The organism is Alishewanella aestuarii B11 (assembly GCF_000280055.1).
Classification (GTDB): Bacteria; Pseudomonadota; Gammaproteobacteria; order Enterobacterales; family Alteromonadaceae; genus Alishewanella; species Alishewanella aestuarii.
The window spans coordinates 120,567-142,064 of record NZ_ALAB01000001.1 but is presented as its reverse complement, the minus strand read 5'-3'; the positions used below and the strand labels follow the sequence as shown (position 1 = coordinate 142,064).

Genomic DNA, 21,498 nt, shown 5'->3' with positions numbered 1-21,498 from the left:
CTTAAGACCGTAAATGGCTGCAGCTGCTTTCTGAAAGTGCCCGGAAACAGCCTACGCTTTGGCTGCGCCGAGGCGTTGAAAAGCCCAATAAGCGATGATAGTAAGCAGTAGGCTACTAAAAGTCAGTGCTGACAAATGGATCCACAGTGCATAACCCTGATCCATGCCCACCACTTTTAACCCCACTTGCGACAAATGGTAGCTTGGCCAAACCCAGCTGGCTTGCTGCAGCAGCGCAGGCAGCATATTGACTGGAAACCATAGGCCGGATAACAGCGCCATGGGTAAATACACCAGATTAACTACCGCAGGTGCCGCTTTATCACTCAGTGTTAACCCCAAAATCAAACCGATTAAAGCAAACGGTAAGGTGCCTAAGAGTAATATTCCGGCCAACAATACCCATTGGCTTGGTGCTAACTTTACTCCAGCAAACAATACAGCTAACGTAAAAAGCAGCCCAATAATCACTAACGAGAACATCAGTGCAGTAATAAATTTAGCCAATAAATAGGCAGGCACAGGCATGGGCGACAAGCGCTTTAAAGTAAGCCAGCCGTGCGCGCGGTCACTGGCAATATTGATGGCAAAATTAAACATGGCCGGACCCATAATACCAAAGCAACCATAGGTCACCAACATATAGGCGCTCGCGCCGCCGCTGTTAAACAGCACACCAAAAAATACATAGAACACCACCGGAAAAGCTAAGGAAGGAATGACAAAAGCCGGGGTACGCAAAATGCTCAGCAGATCGTACCAGGCTTCTTTTCGATAGATAGCTACGGTGTTCATGCGGCTTGCTCCTGTTGCGTTGCAGGGGTTTGGGTAAGGTGTAAAAAGGCTTGCTCTAAGGCAACGGGTCGCACTTCTAAATCTGTCACCCACTGATCTATCTGAAGTAAAGCACGCACGGTTTGCTCAGCATGGTGGCTATGTAAGGTGATCAGCTGTTGCTCACGGCTAACTTGCAATACTGCCGGTAATAGCGCCAGCTCCGCATCTGTTAAGCGACTGTGACAGCGCACCACTTTATACTGCATTAAGGCTTTAAGTTCGCTTGGGCTGCCCTTTGCAACAATTCGGCCTTGATGCAGCACGGCAATGCTATCGGCTAATTGTTCGGCTTCTTCCAGATAGTGCGTAGTTAATACCACTGCAACGCCCTGTTGTCTGAGCTGTTTCACCTGTTGCCATAATGCCTGCCGCGCCTCAACATCCATCCCCAAGGTCGGTTCATCCAAAAACACCAGCTGCGGTTTTCCCGCTAAGGCGAGGGCAAACAGGAGTCGCTGTTTTTGCCCACCGGATAAACGACCAAAACGTTGTTTTGTCTGCGCCTCCAATCCGGCAAGCGCCACCAGCTCAGCGGCGCTATAGCCTTGTGCATAATAGCTGCTAAATAAATCACACTGCTCATACACGCTTAGATTGGCGCTTAAACTGCCAATTTGCATCATCACGCCAAGCTGCTGGCGTAATGCTTGACTGCGCGTCATACCGAGTTGCGGTTTTCCAAGCAGGTGGATTTCGCCACTATCGGCATTCACCAACCCTAATAAGGTTGAGATTAAGGTGGTTTTGCCGGCACCATTCGGGCCAAGTACACACAGTACCTCACCCGCATCCAGCGTCAAATCTACGCCAGCTAGCACCGTAGTCCCTGCATAAGCTTTATGAAGATTGTTTACGGTAAGTGCGCGCATCATCGTTACTCCCCACTCACAGCGTGAACTTGCAGGAACTGACTAATCTGCTGATTTAGCCATGCAGGCGCATCGGCCATAATAAAATGCTTAGCGTCTGCTGCGAACGCAAAGCGATGAAACTGTGTCGGGGCATTCGCCAACTGCTTTTCATAATTCGCTTGCACTTGTTGCGGTGTGCTGTAAGGCGCGCCATTCTGTAACGCGCCTAGCGTAAGAACCGGCACCTGCAGCGCAGCTAATTGGGGCCTTAAGTCTGCCTGCATCAGCTCGCCCATCACGCGGCCTGAAGTCATGCCGTCTGAACGGAACATGTCATTGACGATTCGCTGATGCCAGCTTTCATTATTTGCCATACCTTTAGCCATCAGCATAGGGTCAAAACTGGCTGGGGCGGCTTGCGGTTGGTCGGTGTTACGCGCGGCACTTTCCGCAAACAGCACCCCTAAGGCGGGTAAGCCATCGACATTAATGGCGCCACCGATTTGCTCTGGCGCACTGCTCGCCAGCGCTAATGCCAGATAACCGCCCAACGAATGGCCTATCACAACTGGTTTGGTTAATTGCTGGCGTTGAATGTAATCGAGAATGGCCTGCTGTTGCGTGACTAAATAACTTTGCCCCCACGCCTCAGCGGAAAGGGGTTTTACCCCGGCGAAACCGGCCAGCGTAAAGATATGCAGCTGGTAATTGCCTTTTAAAGCATCAACGGTACTTTGCCAAACGTCAGCGGAAGACGCTAATCCAGGGATAAGCAATACTGCCGGCCCTTGGCCGACTACGGTAACCTCAAAACAAGTACAAGCTGATTGCGATTGCTCATTCACCGCGGCCGCGACAACAATTGGCAAGCTGAACGTTGCGGTACTTAAACCCAGCTGTAGCAATACAGCACAGACTGTCATTCTGGTGAAAGTATTGCGTTGTTTTACGGTGTTAGACTGGTTCATATCATGCTCCGATAATGTGGTTGTTTAGGCTTGTGATGACAAGCTGATGACAACCAGTTTAGGGGCAAACCAGCAAGCGCACAGGTAACGCTTGTCAGGAAATGACGATGACAATCGCCATTAGAAGAGATGATCTTTGTCACTTTTGCTCTGCAGCATAAAGTCGCTACACTGTGACTCTGCGTTTTGCAGCGTAACCTGCAAAACATAACATCGTCTTTGCATTGCCTCGGCAAGCAACAACGCAGAGCACAGTCATCACATTGGACAGGCGCCTATGACACCACAAGATGATCAACTGCAAAAAAAGCTCAGTTGGGTTTACTTGTTTAATCTGGTTTTTTTCTTTATTCCGCTGTTTACTGTCCGTTTTCTGTGGTGGCAGTATCTGTTGATGGCCGTGGCGCTAATGGGTTTTCTGTATTGCTACTTTTGGGCGTACAGCTGCACTCGCCGGGAAATGCTGAAACCCACCCTTGGTATTATTGCTATAGCCAGCCTTATCACCCCCATTAACCCCGGCTCTATCGCGATGTTTTCCTATGCTGGCTTTTTTATCGGTTATGCCAATCCATCAAATCGTTACCTGGCGGCCATCGCTGCCCTGATCGCCTTGCTGGTTATCCTCGATTTAACCCTAACCATTCACTGGCCACATTTTTTGCATATTGGTGTGCCTATTGTACTTGGGGTCAGTTTTTTAGGTTGGATTGAGCAACAAACGATGCGCAAACGCTTGCAAGAGCAGCGAAGTGCCGATGAAATCAAGCAACTGGCCGCCATGGTGGAGCGTGAGCGTATTGGCCGTGATCTGCACGATATCTTAGGGCACACCCTGTCGAGCATTATTTTAAAAGCTGATTTGGCGGAAAAACTGCTGGCACGCCAGCAAGCAGAGGCAGCACAGCAGCAACTGACCGAACTTAGCGCTATCGCCCGTGATGCGTTAAGTCAGGTGCGACAAAGTGTCTCTGGTTTTAAACATCAGGGGTTAACTGCCGAAGTGGCGAAACTGCTGTCGCGCTTACGTGATGCCGGCTTTCAAGTCGAACTGAGCGGTGAGATCCCACAGCTGGATAGCCGCCGTGAAACCACTTTAATTCTGGCGCTGACCGAGCTCGTTACTAATATTATGCGTCACAGCCAGGGCGATAGCTGTCAATTAGGTTTTATGCAAAACAACCATCGCTTACAGCTGCAACTAACCGACAACGGCAAAGCCGCAGCATTCAAAGAAGGCAACGGTTTAACCGGCCTGCGGCAGCGCCTTGCCGCGATTGGCGCACAGTTAACGTTAGAACACGGCTCTGGCTTTAGGGCTATCATTGAGTTACCGCTACAGGAGCCGCTATGAATATTTTACTGGCTGAAGATCAGGCAATGGTACGTACTGCCTTAGCCACTTTACTGCGCTTAGAGGCCAATATACAGGTTACGGAAGCAGTGGATGGTCATGCAGCCTTACAACAGCTAAAGCAACACAGCTTTGATATGCTGCTCACCGATATCGAAATGCCAGGCGCCAGCGGTATTGAACTGGCGCAGTATGTACAACAGCAAAAGCTGGCGACCAAGGTAGTGATTATTACCACCTTCGGTCGCGCTGGTTATGTAAAACGGGCGATGGATGCCGGTGTCGGCGGCTTTTTATTAAAAGATGCGCCGGTCGAACAGCTGGTGCAGGCGATGCAACAGGTAATGGCAGGCAAAAAGGTCGTCGACAGTGAGCTGTTACTAAATTCACTAGGCGAGCAGGACCCGTTAACCGAGAAAGAGCGCCAGGCACTGCGGTTAGCGGCTGAGGGCAAAAGCACCAGCGAAATTGCCGCGGCACTGTATATTGCCGAAGGCACAGCTCGCAATTACTTGTCGGAAGCCATCAGCAAACTTAACGCGGCTAACCGCATTGATGCCGCGCGCATTGCGCGGCAAAAAGGTTGGCTGTAACTCGCCGTGATAGAACTCTGGAATAGCAAGCGGTGACGATGTAATCTGCCTGCTTGCTTTTGATCCGGTCAATTATCACAACGGAGCAATAATGTTTCAGGCAGTTATCTTTGATATGGACGGTGTGCTGATCGACTCTGAGCCACTTTGGCATCAGGCCGAACAGCAAATTCTCGGTGGGCTGGGTGTCGATTTTAGCCGGCCACCACTACTACAAAGTACCGGCCTTACCACGGCTGCGGTCATCGCGCACTGGTATCAGCATCAACCCTGGCCCGTACTTAGCCCGGAGCAGGTACATCAACAAATTATCGACTTTGTTGCCTCTGGCGTCGCCAGCAGCGGCGAACCGAAAACCGGCTTACTGGCGCTGCTGGCTGAAAATGCACGGCGTCAGCTCAAGATGGCCGTCGCCACCAACTCGCCGAAGCTGCTGCTGGATACCACCTTACAGCGGCTACAAATCCGGCAGTATTTTCAGGCGCACTGCCATTTAGAGCTGGTCAGTCGCGGTAAGCCGGCGCCGGATATTTATCTGCTAGCGGCCAGTAAGCTTGACGTAGCACCAGAGCAGTGTCTGGTCTTTGAAGATTCCTTTGCCGGTGTAACGGCTGCCAAAGCCGCGGGGATGACAGTGGTCGCCATTCCCGCTGCACATGAATGGCAGCACAGCAAATTTGCCATTGCCGATTATAAAACTCGCTGTTTTACTGAATTTGACTGGCGGCAGCTTGGTTGAGAGTACTGCGGATCCGCTCCAGTACCAGCCGGCAACGGGCATTTAACGGCCACTCGGCGCGATAAATTGCCCATAGCGTATCGATTACCGGCTGGCCACATTGCAATACGGCAATCTTATCTTGGGCAGCAAACGCCTGCCGTGCATAACGGGGGACCACGGTAAAGCCTAAGCCCAGAGCCACCGGCTGCAGTAGCAAACTTACCTGATTGCTGTAGCCCTTGCAGGGCAAGGTTGTTACCCCCGGATTAGCCGGAAAATGCCGGCTAAGCAAACGGGTCGCCATCGCTTTGCCATCGGGATGGTTAATAAAGCCTAAGCGCTGTAAATCCTGCCATTCCCGCACTTGGTAACCCGCAGGGTATACCAGCTCCAGCGGCTCTTCGGCAATTTCTTCAGCATATAACCGGGGATCGTCCGGTTTAAAGGTTTGCCCCTTTAATTTAAAAAGTGTCACCTTACGTAACCGCATCGCCATTCCGCCGATGTGCCAGTATAGCGCCGTAGATGGCTTTACTACCGATTGGCATTTGGCCCATTACACCTCACTGGCCCGCGGTGGCGCAGGCCTGGTGATTGTCGAGGCTACCGGTGTTGCACCGGAAGGACGTATTACCCCAGGCTGTACCGGGTTATGGCGAGATGAGCAGCAAGCGGGCATGGCGGCCATTGCAAAAGCCATTAAAGACGCAGGCAGTGTACCGGGCATTCAGCTGGCGCATGCCGGCCGTAAAGCCAGTGCCAATAAGCCTTGGGAAGGTGATGATCATATTGCCGCTGACGATAGCCGAGGCTGGCAAACTATCGCGCCATCGGCCGTTGCTTTTGGTCATCATTTACCAAAAGTACCGCGTGCTATGACTATCGACGATATCAAGCGGGTGCAAGCCGATTATGTAGCGGCAGCAAAACGGGCGCTGGCAGCCGGCTTTGAGTGGTTAGAGCTGCACTTTGCCCATGGCTATCTGGCGCAAAGCTTTTTCTCCAAACACAGCAACCAGCGTACTGACGAGTACGGCGGTGACTTTGCCGGCCGCAGTCGCTTTTTATTAGAAACTGTGGCAGCAGTGCGCGCGGTTTGGCCTGAACATTTGCCACTTACGGCCCGCTTTGGTGTGATTGAGTTTGACGGCAACGACGAAGAAACGCTGCAAGAATCGATTGAGCTGACGCGGCAAATGAAAGCTCTGGGGCTGGATCTGCTAAACGTCAGTGTTGGCTTTACTATTGCCGAAACGAATATTCCTTGGGGGCCGGCATTCTTAGGCCCGATCGCCCGGCAAGTGAAGCAACAAGCCGCATTGCCGGTAGCCTCATCCTGGGGTATCGACACACCACAATTAGCAGAAAATGCCGTGGCCAGCGGTCAAATGGACTTGGTAATGATTGGCCGGGCGCATTTAGCTAATCCGCACTGGAGCTATGTTGCAGCACAGCAGTTACAAATCGACAACCCGGCCTCGGTATTACCGGCACCTTATGCCCACTGGCTGGCGCGTTACCGGCCAGCAGGCAGCTGATAACTCAGTGCTCTAACGGTGTGCTGGCAGTACAGAGTCGCGTGTTATCAGCGCTGGCTCAAATAGCTGCTGCACACCGTCACTGTCATATTGATAGACGTCTCGCAGTACCCAGCGAGCTGCCATTTTTCCCATCGCACTGATCGGATAGCCGATTGTTTTGACAAACGCCCAATAAGTGACAAAATAGATCTAAAATGATATCAGGACATGGTTAAACATCTGTTTTAAATCAACTTTTATTTTTTAACTATTTAACCGACCCACAACCGAAGTTTCTCATAAACAAAATCGATAGGTAAACGCTCTTGCTCTAAACGAGTACAGCCGAAAGTACCATTACGTAGCATTCTGAAGAGAATCAGCTCGCGGTCAGTCAATGCAACAGGCTCTCGAGTTACCGATTCTGGCTCGTCAACCATTCTATCTCGGTAAGCCTCAACGGTATCCGAATCCATCATCAATGGGATAATCGAACTTAACTTGCTACGAACATCACTAAGTATGGCAAGCCCCTCAGAATCAATGTCTCCCCAATAGGCAACTCGCTTACTGGTGAGCCAACTTGCCTTCATCCATGAAACGTTCTTGCCTCCTCCCGACACAGCTATCGTGTCAGGAATATTATCTAAAGACAGGCACGACTGCTCATTCTCAATCACAAGAATATTTTTAGCAGGCAACTCAAAGTCCATTAATGTTTCTGAAGACAGACGTAACTGCGGCAAACCTCTGAGGGAATCCTTAGTTTTTTTGCATAAAGGCCTTACTAACAGCCAATCTTTTGGCTTATTCCTGCAATCAAGCCAACTTAAAAGCCCTATTTCTTTTACAGAGCAATCCAAGACGGCTGAGGTAACTGACTCAATAACCCTAAGATTTTTCTCTATAAATTTTGTATCTACAAATATGACAGGAAGCGCCCTTAAATAACATCCGCGCCCCATGCCCTTGTGAAGCTGTGGAATGAGTTTAACCAGCAACTTCAAGTCTGAATCGCTAAAATCGGACAAGACTTCCAGATTCCCAATGAGTTCGGAGAATAACTCACGCTCATAACCTGACCTGATTGGGTGGACACTTCGTTTAGCAAGCTCTACCGCGAGTGAATCAAAGATAAATGCTACTCTGTTCTGCCAGTCTATAAGCTGCCGTTCTTGTTCACTACCTAGCATTTGAGCAATCGAACTGATATCTGGTATTGCCACACTAGTTGGCACTTTCTGCTCAGAAAGGGATCTAAATTTTACGGTATCCCAACTGACTTTGACTTTTAAGGATTCATATTCAATCTGCTCACAGAAAGATCTCCAAGAATCTATAAACTCTTGAAAATGCTTAATATCATTCAGGACTGCATTACCTTTAGGTGGCTTCAGAGATATCCGTATCGGAAACTCTTTGTTACCACCAAGCAAGCCCTTTAAAGTCTTCGTATTGTTCCAATACTTAGCACGCAAAAGCTCAACGATATCCTGCTGAAGAAGCCCCCATGCTGGTCTACTGTTTGTTTCAGACATCACTGGACTCAACTTCTGGGTTTCCAAGGTCCTTCAGTTCGATTTCACCCGCTATATCAATAAACTGAACTGAACGTTTCTGCTGGGCCATGCGCTTATCAATTTCCTCCCATGTGACTTCGCACAAATGACTCTCATGGAGCGCTGGATCTCGCTCAGCAATGAGTAGTGATCGTGCAGACTCTCTTGCTAAGTTTAGATTTTTATAAGGCGTAATCAAATTCACGTGTATATGCAATTCCTTGAATACTCTAAGAACGCGACGACTTACAGCCTCGGCGGTATTAGAAAAAGCCTCATCCAGAAACACCGTGCAGTAAATTGGTCTATCGTATCCATCCGGTGTTAGCACATAGGCAAGACTGGCAGCGACGATAGTGCCAGCAAATGACTCTTTTTCACCACCAGACTTTCCACTGCTTGATTCAAGCACATCTCTAACTTCCAACGTCTGCGAGTCAATTTCTTCCGCAAAAAATGACATTTGATAACGGGGGTCCAAAAGCCTTTTGCTTTCTTCATTAGTAGATGTACCCGGTGCACTCGCCTTGTCAAGAATATCAACCACTTCAGACAAAAGTCGGAATCGGACTTCGTGGTCATCACTCGTTGCGTAGCTCAGTGCACTTCTGACTTTTCTCTCAAACTCCATCACGTGTGGATATTTTTCACGCTTGGAACCCAGCCTTAAATGGCTTCCTTGTTTAAATTCAGTTCGTTTCAAAACACGGTTTATCGTATCTATTCTTTCTAAAATATCTTCTCTTTCAGATTCAAGCCTTGTCTTGATACGAGCCAATGATTGAGTGGCATGCTTGTTCAAACGTTCTTTAAAGCGATCAATTAGCTCCGGAAGCCCTTCTGTCTCAATATAGGTATAGTGTTCAAGATAATATTGCAGCCCTTCCAGACCTGAAGGCCAGTCAACTGTGATAGGTTGCCACTTATCCTTTCCTCGGAACGCTCCCATTATCCCATTTGCGACATTTTCTGCTGTACTCTTAGCGGAACGTATTTTGTCTAATTCGCTATCAATGGCTTTTTCAAAGTCTGACTGCCGATGGGCATCCTCTAACCGGATCTCGCCCACCCTAGATTGAAGCAATTGCCTTATTTCATCGGTCATTCCGGCTGCAGCTTGCTGCTGATGTTTGTTCAGCAGCTCTTGAGCATTGGATTTATCCTTTTCTAATGACCCTTTCCTCGTTAAAAGCAGTCCCTTGCTTTCCTGAATCTCTTTCAGGTGTTCTTTAGCTTTATCCCACCGGCTTCTGGCTACTTCAAGGTCGCCACCCGATTTTTCCAGATCATTCAGAGCAACTTGCTCACTTTCTAAACGTCTTTGCCAGTATGGTGCATTGATCTGCTCCCATGTGAACGAACTCAGGCGTTCCCATATCTTGGCCTTCTCAGCATTTTTATTAAGTGCTTCTCTTGCCTCCTTTAAAGTCTTACCCAGCTCAGACAAACGATGTTCCGCAGCCCCTTTATCTGTATTTAGCAGTGCCAGGCGTGATTTGTTCGAGAATCCAAGACTCCAACTTCTGCGATCATCTATATTCCTCTGGTCTTTCTTCTCAAAACGGCCCCGCTCCATATGCACAAGCCCTTCCCGAGTCATTGAAAATGGGGTGGTATCAAGTTCATCAGTTCCAGACACACACTGTAAATCAAAATTGTACAAGTGGCTTTTCAACCAATCTCGATACGCATGGTCTTTCCATATCAATTTACGAAGATAACCCCGCTCACTGAATTCAGTGAAACCTGTGGATCTTTGATCTGTTCGAACTTGAGAGACAACTTGAGCCCGCACATGCAAACCAGTATGTCTAACGTTGAGCCAGCGAGTAACCATCGAATAATTCTTTTGGGGCACAAGCAACGTTGTTTTTAGTCCACCCATTGCCCGCTCAATAGCCCCTTGCCATAGCTTCTCGTCATCTTTGACATCCAACAACTCACCAATAAAAACAAGTTCCTCGCCCGGTAAGCCGAGCGATTCAATCATTTCATCTCGAAGCTTCTGATAGCGAACATCGATATTTGAATCTGGACGAGCCTCAATCTCCAGAATCTCACCTTTAATCGCATTTAAATTTTTCTGTTGCTCGCTTAGCTGAGCGGCAACATCCCCAAAGCGATCTTGGGCTTGCTTTGTGTCTTCTTCAATTTTGGCCAGGTTTTCGATAGCCTTGCTCTTGTTAGTTAGAAAAACCTCTTCATTAAGCTCCGAATTCAAACTAAGACTTCGGCAATCACCCTGATATTTAGATGAAACCTGAATCACGCTATCAAGCTTGTCTTTAACGTCTTTAATCTTTCCTTTCAGTGATTCAATTTTATCGCCACCAAGACTCAAATATTCTTCGTGTCTCTGCTCAACGGATGACTGAGCATCACTTTCGTCTATTTCTAAGCTGTTTATTTCGCGTGATATTAAATCCAGTGCTTTATTTATATCTACAAGCTTTTCTGCCCAAAGAATAGAAAGCGCCTCACCAAAGTAGGTCCCCAGGTTACGCTTTTCGAGCAAGAGTGCGCCCATGGCATTAGTAGCTTTTGCAATTGAATCAGCCAATTCAGGCAATCTACTTAAATGGCTGTACTGCTCCTTCGCATCAATAAGTTGTTCATGTATTGCCACGAGGTCGGCAAATTCCTCAACAACATTTTTTGCATCATCTTTTACCCCACTTGGCTCAAGTACTAACTCACGTATTAGCTTGGTTAGATCATCAATCTTCTTCAAGCCAAGCGCTCGCGATAACAATACAGGGGCATTTTTGTTATCCATATAGAGATGCTTTCGATATAGCTCCTGATATTCTGAGAAATTACTGTCGCAATCTGTTATGGCAGGATCATCCCTTAACCACTGTTTGAGTTGTCTTGTATTACCTTCACCAAAAGCATCGAGCAGCTCCTTAAGTTGAAGATTTCGCTTGGCGACAAGATATACACGCTTAACATCACTCAGTATATTTGTTGTGCTTGTGGTCCAGAAAAGCGCTCCTAAAGTGATACAAGAACCATCGTCAGCTCGGTAAAGCGCTCTCAGACCGGTAACAACACCTTTTTCCCGCTTGCTCTTTACGCGAGTTGCAGCGCCATCATGAGCAGAACCAAAGCTTCCACGCATGTAAGACAGTAGAGAACGGTCAGAACGATCACCTTGTGCAGCAGCGACATTAAATGTGGCTTTACCAGCCGGTAGGATAAGAGCCATCAATCCATCAATGAAAGTTGATTTCCCAGCACCATTATCCCCTGTTACCAAGGTTCCTTCTGGGTCAATCGTTGCCGTATGCAGCCCATGAAATGACCCCCAGTTAAAAACTGACAGTTCAGATAACCTTATTTGACCTTTAGAAAACAAATCATTCCTGGATATTAAGTTACCAAGCTCGTTGGTAGAAGAATGAGCGGAGTTTTCGAGTAAATTAGCAGTCATTTATGATCACTCCCTGCGAAAACTGTCTCGTTGAGTTGCTTTTGGGCGAGCGCAGTGTATTCAGCTAACATGTTCTCTAAAAAGCCGGCATTCACTACATAGCGAATGATGGGAGTGACTTCGTAACGATCATCTTCACCTCTAATCGTCGACAAAACTTTCCGCTTAACCATCTCTTTTACTCTAATCAGTAGCTTTTTTCGATCTTTTGACGCATGGTCAGTTATTGGTAAGAAAGGTGTCAGATAGGATTCTAAACGCTCGATATCAATCGTAATTTTTTGTTCTCCTGCTGATTCTCGCTCCTGATAATGCTTTCTTAAAACTAATAGTATCAATGTATCAAACAGGGAAAGGGTTCGCGTCGGGATCAAGGTGGCTGACTCGTCAGTTTCAGTCACTTCATCTTCCAACTCACCGCCTTCAATTTTGCCACTATGTTCTGAGGTAGTACTGGCTACAAAGGCGACACCAGACTTCTGATCAAGTACTAGCTGGAGGTAAACTTCAGATAGATGCTTACGTACTGCCAATTCATAGCGACATAACTGTTCAAATAGTTTCGGTTTTTGTGATGCCATCACGGCCCCCTGCCGCATCAGATGAACCAAAACTCGCCGTGCATCATGCGGCATTTCAGAATCACTTGATTTATGGCTCTCCGTTATTAGTCCAGATTCGTCACTTTGCAATGTTAGGTCTTCGATGTGTCGATTCGGAACTTTTAGGAATGAATCATCTAAATCATGGGGTGCTGCATCCGTTCCTCCGCTTTTAACTTCATTAACGTCAGCATGTAACTCTTTATCGGATTTACCTGTTACCATCGAAAAGAAGCTATTGGGTGGCATTGCATTCGTCATTGGCTTTCCTTGGCTACCCGCTAAAGGGCAAGTTCATCGATATCTTTTGGAAATAGTTCGGCAGTTAATAGATAGGTAGGTATAAAAGCCTTCAGCTTGACACCTTGCTTATCAACTAAGATTACTTCCTCTTTTTCATCTAACATGGTCGCATTCACCGCTTTTGCTACTCGCAAATACGCGACAAGCTCCTCCAGACCTGACTTCAATGGGTTTTCCTCAGCCAGCCTGGCAATCGACATCGGGCCATGTTTTTTCAGAGCGTTAAGAACCTTATTAGCCACTTGTCTTACTTGAACAGCATCAAGGCAATTAAGCATGCTAGTACTGGGTTCTCTTTTATTAGCATTTTCTTCAACGCCCGATGTATCGAGCTTGTCATCCGGGCTTCTTAATCTCATTGATTCAGGAGATTTAATCTCAATAGGACCAACAGGAAGACTCAGTTCCGTTTCTGTCATCAAATCCAAATCTCCATCACGGAGCAAAAGAGCTTGTCTCTCTAGCTTTGACAACAATCTATCAACCGCCTGATTTTCTGCAGCAGCGCCGCTTTCAATATATGAACGCAGGCCCTCTTCACTACGCCGCCTGACACGAAACACTCTTTCGCTTTCTCGGCTCAACTCACGCATTAGGTGGCTAAGAAATTGATGCTGGCTACTTGATAATTGCTGACCTATCGGTCGACTCAAAATACTACGGAGCTGCTCACGAAATTCCATTGCGCGGTTTTGATCACACAGCAGCTGATAAAAGCCTTCAAATGCACTTCCTGCTTCTGTAGTAGAAAGCAATGCTTCTCTTTCCATGACTGAAAGCAGCACATCTCCACGAGAGATATCACCCTCAATAATCTGAATTCTGAGTTCTTTATCAAGAATCCTGATCTCGTCCTCAACACGACGAAAATCACCAGTCAGTACTGAAGCCAATTGATAAATCTGACGAATTCGCTCTCTTTGCTCAGACTCACTTAAAACCGGGACTACCCCCGCTTGAAGCGACTCAATTTCTCGTTGGATCTCTGCCTTTTTACTTTCAAGCAGAGTTACTTTTTCATCAACGTTAGGACTAATTGCAACCGCCAAGTCGCGAACGGCTTCTTGTACAATACGCAAATGTGAAGCAGTTGTGCCGGAATGGCGTTCATCAAGTCCTTTACAGAATCTCAACGCTATTTCACTGGCGTCAGTTTTAGTAAGAGAATCATCCATTTCTCGTAACCAGCCATACTTAATCCATTGATTTAAATAGGTGGCGGCCGAAGACTCCGTTTGCCAAATTCCGAGCTCTCTGCTTCGTTCAATCTCAGCATCCAGCAAGATGCGTGCTCGGCCGTAAGGAACTTCGCTTTCTTCTGAAAAGAGTTCCGCGATGAACGCAAGGATATAAGGTGCATTATCGGCCCTTAACATCCGCCAAGCTGCGCTCTCATCAAATAACCGCCGGTATTTGGCTTGCAAACCTAGGAAGTTCAATCCTTTGTCCCCACTCAAATCTCTGCTATAGGCTTAGGCTGTTGCTCATAAAAACAACCATCACGAACATAAAAAACATTATCATCATCATTTTGATGATGTCAACAAATATAATTGACTCCCATAAATCAAAATATTACGATCCGCTCTCGATTCAGAGCGTAAATACGTTTGTGAGCGGTTAATGTAGATTTCAGAGCCAGCAAATAAAATCAAGTATGAATAACCGGCTCATCAGGTATGTATAGAGCCAGCTGATTAGAGGTAGTCATTTGAAAAACTGCAACCCAGCAAATCTAGTAGATATCGGCCAACCGCAACAAGAAAGATTATTCCATATTGACTTCAAATTGCGCTTTTTAGGCACAATCAACAGAAATGATTTGGTCAATCGATTTGGTATTAAAGAAGCTGCAGCTACTCGGGATATTGCGCTATACAAGGAACTAGCTCCTAACAATATTACCTATGATACAAAAGCTAAAACCTATATCGGAACAGAGCAGTTTCTACCTTTGTTTAAATACCAGGGAAGTCAGGCGTTATCTGCTTTATGCTACGGCCTGGGGGACGACCATGTCGCAAGCAGTGGTTCGTTAATTACTACCGAGTCACCAACACAATTAAACCTCCCAAACTTGGACGTGCTGGCTGAGATAACTAGAGCTATTCACCAGAAAAAGGCTTTAGTTATTGACTACCGATCACTTTCCAGCGGTTTGACTCAGCGCGAGATTGTTCCTTTTGCGCTGGTGGATAATGGCCTGCGCTGGCATGTTCGCGCTTACGACCGCAAACGTGCTCGGTTTACAGACTTTGTAATAAATCGTATTGTCTTTGCAAAATTACTCAGTACTAAGATAACGAAGTCAGAAACCAAAGAAAGTGATATTCAGTGGAACCGTATTGTTGAGATACATATCGTTCCGCATCCAAAACTTCAGTATCCAGAGACAATAGAAGTCGAGTACGGTATGACAAACGGGATGCTGAAAATATTCGTACGAGCAGCAGTTGCAGGGTACGTCTTAAGGCATTGGAACATTGATTGCTCACCTGAGCATGAGTTACAAGGAGCAGAGTTTCATTTGTGGCTTAAAAACACTCCCACCCTCTATGGTGTAGAAAATCTGGCTATCGCGCCTGGCTACAGGTCACAAAGCTAGTATGAATAGAAATTCACAGTCATGAAAGATCAACTTTTAGTCAAATTTGACTTCTGATTAAGTGTAATGTGATGCCCCTCATTGCGAAAAGGACAACACCGAGCCATCTTCCTATAGTGGCTCTGCTGTGCCCAAATATTGCGTAGTCGTGCATATGTTTGCTCCTATGAATTCAGTAATCAATTGGCGATAACAAAAGCCATCCCATCCAGCCGCTCTTTCGTCTTTTCCCACTTTGGCATTACCTGGCTCATTAGCCGATAGAACCGCTCGCTGTGGTTATGTTCGGCGATGTGGCAAAGCTCATGCAAAATCACGTAGTCAATACACTCACGAGGCGCTTTAACAAGGTGAGGGTTCAGGGTGATTCGGCCATTGGGTGAACAGCTGCCCCATTGGGTTTGCATGGTCAGTATGCGCAGTACTGGTCGTTCTTCGACCCAAAGGGCTTGCTCAAGCATGGCATCGAGACGCTTGGCGAAGGTTTCCTTGGCCCGCGCTTTGTACCAGTCTGTTAGTAGCTCTTTAACCTTTTCAGCGGACTTTGTTTTTACCGAAACGTCTAACTTACCGCGTAGTAGTTTCACACCTTGAACCTGCTCAGGCGCTTCAATCACTTTCAGCAGGTACTGTTTTCCCAGGTAGTAATGGCTCTCACCACTGATGTATTGCCGAGGGGTAGTGAATTCAAGCTGTTTACGGAAATCCCGAAGCTGCTCGTAGATCCAGCGGCCACGCTTTTTAACAGCTGATAACACGGCTTCGCTTTCAGCCCCCTCAGGAGCCGATACTATTACCCGACAATCGGGATGAACCTTAATTAATACCTTGCCAGTGGCTTGCGGGCGCTTAACTCGCTCAAACGTAATCTGCTCGTCACCGTAGCGGAAGATCATGGTCTGACTTTGAGGTTTAATCGGCACATTCATCTGGTTATATCCGTTCAAGCACCGTTCAACCCGACCCGAGTGATCTGAATAATCATCTCAACAATCTTCTTGGCCTGATCCATTCCGCCACCAATGGCTTTGCATTCCTGGAACATGCGCGGCAGTAGCTTTTTACGAATATCGGCTTCAATGTTTTGTGGGTTGATGGAGTTCTCTGCAACTGAGGTTTCTACCGCCTGGTCAATTTCAAAGGCAACTTTGACCCACTTATCCTGAACTTGCTGGTCCAACACAGCCAAAGCTTCAGGAAGAACTTTCTTGAAGACGCCAAAGTAAGCCTGAGCATGGCGATTCCCAGCAAAGGCATCAGGTATGTCGTTTAAGCGCCTGTCTTGAACTTGCTCTTCAAATTCACGGAACAGCATGTACTGTTTCAGTGGGTGGTCGAATAGCTTTTCGGCCTCTTCAATGGCTTGGCGCAGCAGCTTGGAAAACGCTTCTTGAGCATAGGGATCATCTCGCAGCTCTTGCTCAATCATGCGGGTTACGCGGGTTTTGATGATGTCGGTTTCGTTACGGGTTTTATCTTCGCTCCAGTCTTCCGGCTGTTGCTTTTGCCCCATCTTACCCACTTCATACACGCCACCAGGCTCTTTAACCTCGACACCCACCACATGCTTATCCAGCAGCTTTTTCACTTGTTCGGCGTATTCGTCGTAATCAATTCTCTCGCCCGCATCTTGCTGCACAAGTTGGCGCAGGCTGGAGAATTGCTTCACGGTTTCTTTGTAGTGTCGACGATCCTGGTCGCTAAAGCTCTTGTCTTCAAAGAAGGTGGCGGATTGTAACGCTACCTTCAAGCAACTGGCGAAGGCTGTTAGGGCTTCGTAGAAGTCTTCACGCACCTTTAGATGCACGTCAACCAGCTCGCCGCCACGCTCTTCAATCTTTGGAACCAGCACCTGACGCAATTGCTCAATGTCGTTCTTGTTTTTAACGCCATCGAATATGGCCCATAGCTGCTTATAGAGCTGTGGCAGGCGCTTGTACTCGGTACTCATCTGGTTGTAGAGGCCGGCAATATCATTGATGTCGTAACCTCCCTGAGTGCGGGAAGCAAGATCCTGGTATTTCTGAATAGTGGTATCCAGTTCCGCAAGAATGCCGCGATAGTCGATGAGCAGACCAAATTTCTTCTTCGGGTGTAGCCGGTTTACCCGTGCAATCGCCTGGATCAGGTTGTGCTCTTTCAGGGGCTTGTCGATATAGAGCACAGCGTTTTTCGGCTCATCAAAGCCGGTGAGCAGCTTATCAACCACGATGAGTATCTTCAGTGAATCATCTTTGTCGAAGCGTTCAATCAGGTGTTTGGTGTAACCCTGTTCATCCTGGCTGCCAATATTGTCCTTCCACCACTGGGTCACTTCCGGTGTGGTGGCCTCATCGACAGCCGTATTACCTTCACGGCTATCGGGCGGGCTCATCACCACGGCAGATTCAAACAAGCCAGCTTCGTCCAGATACTTTTTGTACTTGATCGCAGACGCCTTACTGTCGCAGGCTAACTGACCTTTCAAACCTTCGTCGATGTTCTTTACGAAATGGTTGGCAATATCCAAGGCAATCAAACGAATGCGATCATCTGCACCGTATACTTGGCCTTTTTTGGCAAACTTGCGCTTTAGGTCGGCCTTTTGCTCCTCTGAAAGCCCTTCGGTAATACGCTCAAACCAACTGTCGATGGCGCGTTCATTCACATCCAGGTCGGGAATGCGCTCTTCATACAGCAGAGGTGTAACAGTCTGGTCTTCCACCGCGCGTTGCATGGTGTAAGCATGCACAATGGGGCCAAACTTATTGGTGGTCTTGTCGTCTTTTAACAGTGGTGTACCGGTGAAGGCGACAAAGGCAGCGTTAGGCAGCGCCTGCTTCATACGAATGTGGTTTTCACCACCCTGGCTGCGATGGCCTTCATCAATCAGCACAATAATGTCAGAGCTGTTGTTTACACACTCTGGCATTTTGGTAGCGGTATTAAACTTCTGGATGAGCGAGAAGATAATCCGCTCAGTGCCGTTGCCAAGCTGTTCAGCCAGGCGTTTACCAGAGGTAGCCATGGCTGCTTCTTTATCTTTTTTTCCGGCCAGCTCGCTGCCAGAAGCGAAGGTTTTACTGAGCTGGGTTTCCAGGTCTACCCGGTCAGTCACCACTACAATACGGCATTGCTTCAGGCTTTCGTGCAGGATCAGCGCCTTACTTAAAAACACCATAGTGAATGACTTACCCGACCCCGTGGTATGCCAGATCACACCACCTTCACGACCTCCGGTGCGACTTCGGGTATTGATGCGTTCAATCAGGCGCTTAATACCAAATACCTGCTGATAACGGGCGACGATTTTGCCAGCCTTCTTATCGAACAAGGTGAAGTAGCGAGTCATCTCCAACAACCGGGCAGGGCTTAATAAGCTGATCAGTAATTGGTCTTGACCCGTCACAGCAAGCTCCCCAGCAGCGGTCAGGTTCTGATACCAATCCAGGTCTTTTGCCGGGCGGTGGCTGAATAAGCCAGCCAGCTGTTTATCTTTAAGCGTTTTGTTTTTGATGGCGTACATCTCAGCATCGGAGATGTCTTCTTCACGCCAGGCGGCCCAGAACTTAGCGGGTGTGCCGCAAGTAGCATAACGGCCCTCGTTGCCATTTATGGCAAGCAGCAACTGGCTGTAAGCGAACAGTAACGGAATTTCATCATGGCGCTGGTTACGTAAGCTTTGCGAAATGCCTTCGTCAATGGTAGGGCCTTTTTTGGTATTGCCATCTGGCCGTTTCGCCTCAATCACTACCAGAGGAATACCGTTTACAAAGCACACGATATCCGGCCTGCGACTTTCAACGCCGCCAGAGCGGGAAACGGTAAACTCTTCGGTAAATACAAAGCTGTTATTGGTTGGGTTTTGCCAATCAATTAGTGCAACCGTAGGGCTGGCCTTTTTACCATCCACAAACTCAGTGACGGAGATGCCATACAGCAGGTGGTTGTAGAGGCGCTCATTGGCAGTTAACAGGCCTTCGTTAAGTGGAGGGCTACACACCTCAGCAATCAGGTTGTCGATTGCCTTTTCAGACAGCGGGTAGCTTTTACCGGCAAAGGTGAAAGTGCGCTTTTGAAGCTCACCACGCAGCACCTGGCGCAAAACCACTTCATCGGCTTTACTACCACGGGCGGCTAACGCGAGTTCAGGCGAGAGAAACAGCCACCCGAGGTTAGTTAATAATGTTAGTGCTGGTAACTTGGCGCTATATTCTTCCTGGAATTTGGGGGCATAGTGCTTAGCCATTAATATGAATTCCTTGTTTTTTTAGCCAAAGCAGACCAGCCTTTGTGGCCTGATAAGCCTGATCAGGGTGGTTAACCACTTCTGGGTGGGTATAACCAATCAGCCCTTCTTGTTCTCTAAGCGGATTAAGGTGTGAGCTTTTTAAGGCGGTAACCTGCCGCCCAGCCATTAATGAGGCTAATTTTTCAGCTTTATAGGGGCGCAACGCACACAGCCATACAATCACTGGCCATACCTTATCTTTGCGAGCCTTTGGGGTAAGTACTTCCAATCGTTGCTGTAATTCGACAGGTAACTCCCCTTTATCTGTATGCAGGTCACTTGTATTTGAAATCAGGTCACCTGTAATTGAAGTCAGGTCATCGGTATTCGGGGCTGCTGACGAAAAGAGCGGCAGCTCGCCTTCCATAGCTCTCTGTCCGACCAAACGGTAATAGGTGGCTGAACCGGCACCTCCTTGTTCCAATAAGCGAAAATGATGATGCAGCCGCTTGAGCACTTGGCTAGCTGCCAGTGTATCCAACGCTGTAATAGCACGTAGACCCGCGTTATCGACTGCCCCGGTTTCCTTGGCCAAAATTAAAGCCCGAGCTTCGTTATCTGACAGCTGAAAATGAGCAAATTGCTTAAGCCATTGTAACCGCTCCTCACCAAGCAACTGATGGAGCAGATACGTTGACTGAAATTCGTTAGCCAGAGTCTTGCTGGTAAAAACCGGCGCGGTCAGTCCTGCATTCTCAAGTAAACGGCGCATGGTACGAATTCCTGAACCTTTTGTTTCGGCAAAGTTCAGATCATACAGAACTGCTGCAAGAGTCGGATTACGCAATTTGGAACCCATTTCTCCCAACATTGCTTCAGGCTTTAATGAATACCCCGCATTGCGGATTTCAATACGGTTGCTGTAACGAATAACCATAGTAGGTTGATGCACCGAATAATCTCGGTGCATTACTGCATTGACCACGGCTTCACGAATCACCTTGTAAGGCAATAAGGGTTCATCAGATCGCTGTAAATCGCCAGTTTTTAAGCGGAAGTGTTTAGGGAGGTCGTCTACGATAGCATTTTCCAGCTTGGGAATAAGGCGGAGTAATGGTTCACGCAGATCGAGCGTGGTAACAAAACGCTGCTCAGGATCTTCAACCCATTGACTGCCTGCAATACGCACATAATCTACCCGAATAGCTGGTAACAAACGGCGTAATGATGAAGGTTTACCTAGTAGTAATAGACCGGCCACATTAGGTGCCCAGTGCTCACCTCGCTTTTTAACCAGATTCAGCGCGCGTAGCATATCGTTATCGCTAGCATCTAATTCTTCAGCATTGGGGCGTATTCTGGCGCGCAAAGTCCGGTATAGCTCAATAGCGGTTGGATCCAGATCGTCCCACTCGGCATCCGCGAGCACAACTTGCTCAAAGCCCATGCCGGTTTTGGCTATTAGTATTGGTTCAATTTCAGCCTGAGTGCATTCGTAATCACCATTCAGGCCGCGTCGCCAAACGCCGGTTTTTCGTTTGTTCTTACTGTCAAATTTACCTTGAAACGCACAAGGCTTTGCTGCAGGGTCCAGTTCGGGGACAAATACCACAATAACTGTTTTACCTTCCAGTAACACTGCTTGTGCCTCTATTGGCAATGCTTGCTCAAACTGTTCTCTGCAGTTGGCCTGCAAATCACCAAGCAGTTTGTCGGTATTACCAACACCCGAAACATAAAACTGATTGTGTTGTATATCCGGCTCGCTAACACCCAATAACAAATAGCCACCACCCAAGCCTGGTTCATTGGCAAAAGCACACACCGTTTGCATCATCGAGCTGCCAATGTCACTGCCGCGCTTGGCTTCAATGCGCGGGCATTCATCTAACTGGCGCAACTGCTCCAGTAAGGATTCGGCAGAATATTCATTTAGCATCGC

At 47.7% G+C, this 21,498-nt stretch carries 16 protein-coding genes; 5 read left to right on the top strand and 11 right to left on the bottom strand.

Annotated elements, in window-relative coordinates:
* Nucleotides 1-51: 51 nt before the first annotated feature.
* Genes AEST_RS00600 through AEST_RS00590 form a run of 3 tightly spaced genes read right to left on the bottom strand, consistent with a single transcriptional unit; the run spans nt 52 to nt 2,656 of the window.
* Nucleotides 52-795 (bottom strand): ABC transporter permease, encoded by a 744-nt coding sequence (locus AEST_RS00600; RefSeq protein WP_008606296.1) that lies wholly within the window; start codon nt 793-795, stop codon nt 52-54.
* Nucleotides 792-1,709 carry an ABC transporter ATP-binding protein gene (locus AEST_RS00595; RefSeq protein ID WP_238534519.1) on the bottom strand — a complete coding sequence of 306 codons (918 nt, stop codon included), beginning with the start codon at nt 1,707-1,709 and terminating at the stop codon, nt 792-794. The genes AEST_RS00600 and AEST_RS00595 overlap by 4 nt, the downstream gene beginning before the upstream one ends.
* A gap of 2 nt (nt 1,710-1,711) precedes the next feature.
* Nucleotides 1,712-2,656 (bottom strand): alpha/beta fold hydrolase, encoded by a 945-nt coding sequence (locus tag AEST_RS00590; protein ID WP_008606294.1) that lies wholly within the window; start codon nt 2,654-2,656, stop codon nt 1,712-1,714.
* 277 nt (nt 2,657-2,933) lie between these two features.
* On the opposite strand from AEST_RS00590, the gene AEST_RS00585 reads away from it, so the two are divergent.
* From AEST_RS00585 to hxpB, 3 genes are all read left to right on the top strand, one after another.
* The gene (locus AEST_RS00585; protein WP_008606293.1) at nt 2,934-4,010 is read left to right on the top strand and encodes a sensor histidine kinase; all 1,077 of its coding nucleotides are present in this window, start codon (nt 2,934-2,936) and stop codon (nt 4,008-4,010) included.
* Nucleotides 4,007-4,603 (top strand): response regulator transcription factor, encoded by a 597-nt coding sequence (locus AEST_RS00580; RefSeq protein WP_008606292.1) that lies wholly within the window; start codon nt 4,007-4,009, stop codon nt 4,601-4,603. The genes AEST_RS00585 and AEST_RS00580 overlap by 4 nt, the downstream gene beginning before the upstream one ends.
* 91 nt (nt 4,604-4,694) lie before the next feature.
* The gene (gene hxpB, locus AEST_RS00575) at nt 4,695-5,342 is read left to right on the top strand and encodes a hexitol phosphatase HxpB (protein ID WP_008606291.1); all 648 of its coding nucleotides are present in this window, start codon (nt 4,695-4,697) and stop codon (nt 5,340-5,342) included.
* Here the strand turns inward: hxpB and AEST_RS00570 are convergent.
* Nucleotides 5,311-5,814, bottom strand: a complete 504-nt coding sequence (locus AEST_RS00570) for a LysR substrate-binding domain-containing protein (RefSeq protein ID WP_008606290.1) — start codon at nt 5,812-5,814, stop codon at nt 5,311-5,313. The genes hxpB and AEST_RS00570 overlap by 32 nt on opposite strands.
* A gap of 13 nt (nt 5,815-5,827) precedes the next feature.
* Here AEST_RS00570 and AEST_RS00565 point away from each other — a divergent pair, with 13 nt between their 5' ends.
* On the top strand, nt 5,828-6,862 hold the full coding sequence (locus AEST_RS00565; protein ID WP_008606289.1) for an NADH:flavin oxidoreductase/NADH oxidase: 1,035 nt from the start codon (nt 5,828-5,830) through the stop codon (nt 6,860-6,862).
* Nucleotides 6,863-7,116: 254 nt separating this feature from the next.
* Here the strand turns inward: AEST_RS00565 and AEST_RS00560 are convergent, their stop codons facing one another.
* The 4 genes from AEST_RS00560 to AEST_RS00545 are packed head-to-tail and all read right to left on the bottom strand — an operon-like array spanning nt 7,117 to nt 14,165.
* Nucleotides 7,117-8,382, bottom strand: a complete 1,266-nt coding sequence (locus tag AEST_RS00560) for a Wadjet anti-phage system protein JetD domain-containing protein (RefSeq protein ID WP_008606287.1) — start codon at nt 8,380-8,382, stop codon at nt 7,117-7,119.
* Nucleotides 8,375-11,836, bottom strand: coding sequence for an ATP-binding protein (locus AEST_RS00555; RefSeq protein ID WP_008606285.1), 3,462 nt, complete (start codon nt 11,834-11,836; stop codon nt 8,375-8,377). Before AEST_RS00555 ends, AEST_RS00560 begins: the two co-directional genes overlap by 8 nt.
* Nucleotides 11,833-12,699, bottom strand: coding sequence for a DUF4194 domain-containing protein (locus AEST_RS00550; protein WP_008606284.1), 867 nt, complete (start codon nt 12,697-12,699; stop codon nt 11,833-11,835). The genes AEST_RS00555 and AEST_RS00550 overlap by 4 nt, the downstream gene beginning before the upstream one ends.
* Nucleotides 12,700-12,719: 20 nt before the next feature.
* Nucleotides 12,720-14,165, bottom strand: a complete 1,446-nt coding sequence (locus AEST_RS00545; RefSeq protein ID WP_274517110.1) for a DUF3375 domain-containing protein — start codon at nt 14,163-14,165, stop codon at nt 12,720-12,722.
* Nucleotides 14,166-14,452: 287 nt separating this feature from the next.
* Between AEST_RS00545 and AEST_RS00540 the strand changes: the two genes are divergently transcribed.
* Complete coding sequence (locus tag AEST_RS00540) at nt 14,453-15,346, top strand: helix-turn-helix transcriptional regulator (protein ID WP_008606281.1); 894 nt, start codon at nt 14,453-14,455, stop codon at nt 15,344-15,346.
* A gap of 179 nt (nt 15,347-15,525) precedes the next feature.
* Here AEST_RS00540 and AEST_RS00535 read toward each other — a convergent pair whose 3' ends face one another.
* From AEST_RS00535 to AEST_RS00525, 3 genes are read right to left on the bottom strand one after another with little or no spacing between them, the layout of a single operon-like run.
* Nucleotides 15,526-16,275 carry a M48 family metallopeptidase gene (locus AEST_RS00535; RefSeq protein ID WP_008606280.1) on the bottom strand — a complete coding sequence of 250 codons (750 nt, stop codon included), beginning with the start codon at nt 16,273-16,275 and terminating at the stop codon, nt 15,526-15,528.
* Nucleotides 16,276-16,289: 14 nt separating this feature from the next.
* On the bottom strand, nt 16,290-19,574 hold the full coding sequence (locus AEST_RS00530; RefSeq protein ID WP_008606279.1) for a type I restriction endonuclease subunit R: 3,285 nt from the start codon (nt 19,572-19,574) through the stop codon (nt 16,290-16,292).
* Entirely contained in the window at nt 19,567-21,495 is a 1,929-nt protein-coding gene (locus tag AEST_RS00525; protein ID WP_008606278.1) for an ATP-binding protein, read from the bottom strand. The genes AEST_RS00530 and AEST_RS00525 overlap by 8 nt, the downstream gene beginning before the upstream one ends.
* Nucleotides 21,496-21,498: the final 3 nt, after the last annotated feature.

Coding starts and splice junctions, on each gene's coding strand:
- AEST_RS00600 (WP_008606296.1), bottom strand. CDS start 795: ATGAACACCGTAGCTATCTATCGAAAAGAAGCCTGGTACGATCTGCTG.
- AEST_RS00595 (WP_238534519.1), bottom strand. CDS start 1,709: ATGATGCGCGCACTTACCGTAAACAATCTTCATAAAGCTTATGCAGGG.
- AEST_RS00590 (WP_008606294.1), bottom strand. CDS start 2,656: ATGAACCAGTCTAACACCGTAAAACAACGCAATACTTTCACCAGAATG.
- AEST_RS00585 (WP_008606293.1), top strand. CDS start 2,934: ATGACACCACAAGATGATCAACTGCAAAAAAAGCTCAGTTGGGTTTAC.
- AEST_RS00580 (WP_008606292.1), top strand. CDS start 4,007: ATGAATATTTTACTGGCTGAAGATCAGGCAATGGTACGTACTGCCTTA.
- hxpB (WP_008606291.1), top strand. CDS start 4,695: ATGTTTCAGGCAGTTATCTTTGATATGGACGGTGTGCTGATCGACTCT.
- AEST_RS00570 (WP_008606290.1), bottom strand. CDS start 5,814: ATGCGGTTACGTAAGGTGACACTTTTTAAATTAAAGGGGCAAACCTTT.
- AEST_RS00565 (WP_008606289.1), top strand. CDS start 5,828: ATGTGCCAGTATAGCGCCGTAGATGGCTTTACTACCGATTGGCATTTG.
- AEST_RS00560 (WP_008606287.1), bottom strand. CDS start 8,382: ATGTCTGAAACAAACAGTAGACCAGCATGGGGGCTTCTTCAGCAGGAT.
- AEST_RS00555 (WP_008606285.1), bottom strand. CDS start 11,836: ATGACTGCTAATTTACTCGAAAACTCCGCTCATTCTTCTACCAACGAG.
- AEST_RS00550 (WP_008606284.1), bottom strand. CDS start 12,699: ATGACGAATGCAATGCCACCCAATAGCTTCTTTTCGATGGTAACAGGT.
- AEST_RS00535 (WP_008606280.1), bottom strand. CDS start 16,275: ATGAATGTGCCGATTAAACCTCAAAGTCAGACCATGATCTTCCGCTAC.
- AEST_RS00530 (WP_008606279.1), bottom strand. CDS start 19,574: ATGGCTAAGCACTATGCCCCCAAATTCCAGGAAGAATATAGCGCCAAG.
- AEST_RS00525 (WP_008606278.1), bottom strand. CDS start 21,495: ATGCTAAATGAATATTCTGCCGAATCCTTACTGGAGCAGTTGCGCCAG.